Raw genomic sequence first — 3487 nt, forward strand, 5'->3', positions numbered from 1 at the left:
GCTCCATATCGTCGTCGGCACCGATCGCCACGGTTTCGAAATTGTCTTGTGGCCCGACGACATGTTCGACGGCATGTCGGAACTCGGTGGCCAGTTGACCGTGCGTTACAAGCACGAGTCCGATCATTCTTTGGTGGCTCCCGTCATCGCCGCTTCACAGGCGCATTTTATGCTCGCCAGCCAATCCAGGCGGCGGGAGCGCTATCTTGTCGACGCACGGCCCGTTGACAAGCCCAAAATTGCGCAGGCACATGCCATTTTGACGCATTGCAGCAAAAAACCCGGAACGGATCATAGAAAAGGCGCGATCGACAGCCGCGCCATCACGACCGGCAAGGCGGCAGCGACGTTGCGTTCGACCGCATCGATACGCGGCACCCGACAGCCGGCGATGCTGGTGTCGGCATCCTCCTGAAAGCGTGCCGTTTCACCGGCCGGCGTCAGGCGGACATGCAAATCGACGATGGCGGCGGGCTCGAACGGCACCGCTCGCGGCCCGAGCCCAGGCACCTCGACGAGGCCTTCTATGATGGCGGGAGCGCGGCAGAGAAGCCGCCCGGCATGCACCTCGACAAAGAGCTGATCGTCACCGACGAGCCGCGAGAACAGGCCGCGATGGCGACAATGGTCGATGAGCGCCAGCGCCAGCGTCGTCTTGCCCGAACCGGAGGCTCCGGTGACGAGAATGCCGCGCTCGCCGATCAAAACCATTGTCGCGTGAATGTTTTCAGGCTGCACGGCTGGACCAGGCGTGGTTGGGATTCATGCTCTCAGCCTTCGGCCGGCAATGTCACCACAAAGCGTGCGCCCTTGATCTCGCCGGGTTTGGTGCCGGGGATGTTCTCGGCGGTGAGCGTGCCGCCATGGGCCTCGACGATTTGCCTGGATATCGACAGGCCAAGCCCCGAATTCTGGCCGAATGCCTCGCCGGCCGGCCGGTCGGTGTAGAACCGTTCGAAGATGCGGTCGATGTTGTCGGCCCGGATGCCGGGGCCATTGTCGTCGACGGTGACGATGTTGAACTTGCCGGCACGCGCCAGCGACAGGCTGATGTGGCCATGATCCTCGGGAACGAAGGAACGGGCGTTCTCGATCAAATTGGTGATGACCTGGCCGATGCGAAGATCATGCCCGACGACGACGTAGCCTTTGACGCCTTGCGGCAGTTTGGCCGCCTTGAACTCGATCTCGACCGCCTTCTTGTTGCGCGTCGCTTCGCGCGAAACGGCGACCAGATCGGTGATGAATTTCTTCAGGTCGACCGTCCCGGCATCTTCACGCGCGAGCTCCGCGTCCAGGCGCGATGCGTCGGAAATATCGGTGATGAGCCGGTCCAGCCGCCTGACATCGTGCTGGATGATATCCATCAGCCGGCCGCGCGAATCGTCGTTCTTGGCCAGCGGCAAGGTTTCCACCGCGCTGCGCAGCGACGTCAGCGGGTTCTTCAACTCGTGCGAGACATCGGCCGCGAAGCTTTCGATCGCCTCGATGCGGGCGTAGAGCGCGTTGGTCATGTCGCGTATGGCGATCGACAGATTGCCGATCTCGTCCTGGCGGTCGGAAAAATCGGGGATTTCCTCACGGCTCTTGACGCCGCGCCGCACCCGCACCGCCGCCGCCGACAGCCGGCGCAGCGGATTGGCGATGGTGGAGGCAAGCAGCATCGACAGGATGGCGGTGACAAGGGCCGCGATACCGAAGACGCGCAGGATCGCCTTGCGCTCGGCGGCGACGATCTTGTCGATGTCGCCGCCTTCGGTCGACAGCATCAGCACGCCCAGGACGGCACGAAAGCGCTGGATCGGCACCGCCACCGAAACGATCTGCTCCCCCTGCTCGCTGACGCGCACGATGGTCGACGGGCTGCCGGTGAGTGCCTTGACCACTTCCGGGAAAGCGGCGCCATTGCCGCCCGGCTGCTCGTGATAGACCGGCAGCTCGGTGTTGCGGAAGAAGTCGAAGACGAATTTCTGGATGCGCTCGACCAGATCGGGCTCTTCCTCCTCAACCGGCGGCAGGTCGTAGCGCAGGATCTGGCCACGCGAATAGAGGTGGCGTGAATCGAGCAGCAGATTGGCGTCGCGGTCATAGATGCGGGCGCGGGTCCTGGTCGGCGAGATCAGCCTTCGCAGCACCGGGGCGACCCGCTCCGGGTTGATCGGGAAGTCGAGGTTGTCGAGTTGGTCGGAGCCCGGCCCCAGGCTTTCGCCGGCCTGCAGTTCAAGCAGCTTTTCCGGGTCGATGCTGATCGAATCCGTCTCGACCGTCGCCGACGCGGCGATCGCGCCGGCGATGATCTCGCCCTGGGTCATCAGGCTTTCGACGCGGGCGTCGATCAGCCCGTCTCGGAAGGTGTTGAGATAGAGGATGCCGGTCACCAGGACGGCAAGGCCGGCAAGGTTGAGGAACAGGATACGCCGTGTCAGGCTGGAAAAGATATGATGGCCAAGGAAACGGCGCATCGGCACCGTGATCTTCGACACGAAGGACGGCATGATCCGCGACGGCCGCCTGGAGGCGCCCGCCGGTCTTGTTCGCTGTGCTTCCACTGCCATCGAATAGCAGGCCCTGCTACTTATGCTTCGCGGAACCGGTATCCGACTCCGTAAAGGGTTTCGATCATCTCGAAGTCGTCGTCGACGGCCTTGAACTTCTTGCGCAGCCGCTTGATGTGGCTGTCGATGGTGCGGTCGTCGACATAGACCTGTTCATCATAAGCCGAATCCATGAGCGCATCACGGCTTTTTACGACGCCTGGACGCTGCGCCAGCGAATGCAGGATCAGGAACTCGGTGACGGTGAGCGTCACCGGCTCGCCTTTCCAGGTGCAGGTGTGGCGCTCCTGGTCCATGACGAGTTGGCCGCGCTCGAGCGAGCGGGCCTGCTGGCTTGGCGTCTTGGCGGCAGCCTCGCGGGCACTGGCGCGGCGCAGCACGGCGCGCACCCGCTCGACCAGCAGGCGCTGCGAGAAGGGCTTGCGGATGAAATCGTCGGCGCCCATCTTGAGGCCGAACAATTCGTCGATCTCGTCGTCCTTGGAGGTCAGGAAGATCACCGGAAGGTCGGACTTCTGGCGCATGCGGCGCAGCAGTTCCATGCCGTCCATGCGCGGCATCTTGATGTCGAGGATGGCAAGGTTCGGCGGGCGTGCCGCCAGGCCTTCCAGCGCTGACGCACCATCCGTGTAGGTCTCGACGCGATACCCCTCGGATTCCAGGGCGATCGACACCGATGTCAGAATGTTGCGGTCGTCATCGACAAGCGCGATTGTTGCCATTTCAAGCGGCTCCCTCATGAGCTGTCCCTTCTGTCGTAGAGAAGGGGCTTTTGCAGGACAAATTAGGTACAAAATGTGGCATAGGCCTTGTCCGCTGTCACGCGCGGCATGCCGGCGGCCACAATCCTACCTCGACATGGATTGGACGAACGGACATCGCCAATCCTTTGGGCAACCGCGAAACTTTTTGCACATATAAACGATTTAAAC

3 protein-coding genes and 1 pseudogene are annotated in these 3487 nt (G+C 62.6%); all 4 read right to left on the reverse strand.

Features of this window, described 5'->3' with window-relative positions; all coding sequences use genetic code 11:
* Nucleotides 1-127 (reverse strand): annotated as a pseudogene (locus EN984_RS27195) (PTS fructose transporter subunit IIA); the annotation flags it as partial.
* Nucleotides 128-291: 164 nt separating this feature from the next.
* Nucleotides 292-738: an HPr kinase/phosphorylase gene (locus EN984_RS27205; protein ID WP_164748904.1), complete on the reverse strand. Its 447-nt coding sequence runs from the start codon at nucleotides 736-738 to the stop codon at nucleotides 292-294.
* Between the two features lie 32 nt (nucleotides 739-770).
* Nucleotides 771-2555, reverse strand: a complete 1785-nt coding sequence (locus EN984_RS27210; RefSeq protein WP_013528336.1) for a sensor histidine kinase — start codon at nucleotides 2553-2555, stop codon at nucleotides 771-773.
* A 20-nt stretch (nucleotides 2556-2575) separates the two neighbouring features.
* Nucleotides 2576-3277 carry a response regulator transcription factor gene (locus EN984_RS27215; protein WP_013528337.1) on the reverse strand — a complete coding sequence of 234 codons (702 nt, stop codon included), beginning with the start codon at nucleotides 3275-3277 and terminating at the stop codon, nucleotides 2576-2578.
* Between the last annotated feature and the right edge of the window lie 210 nt (nucleotides 3278-3487).

It is taken from the genome of Mesorhizobium sp. M7A.F.Ca.CA.004.12.1.1, assembly GCF_003997835.1.
In the GTDB taxonomy this organism is placed as follows: Bacteria; Pseudomonadota; Alphaproteobacteria; order Rhizobiales; family Rhizobiaceae; genus Mesorhizobium.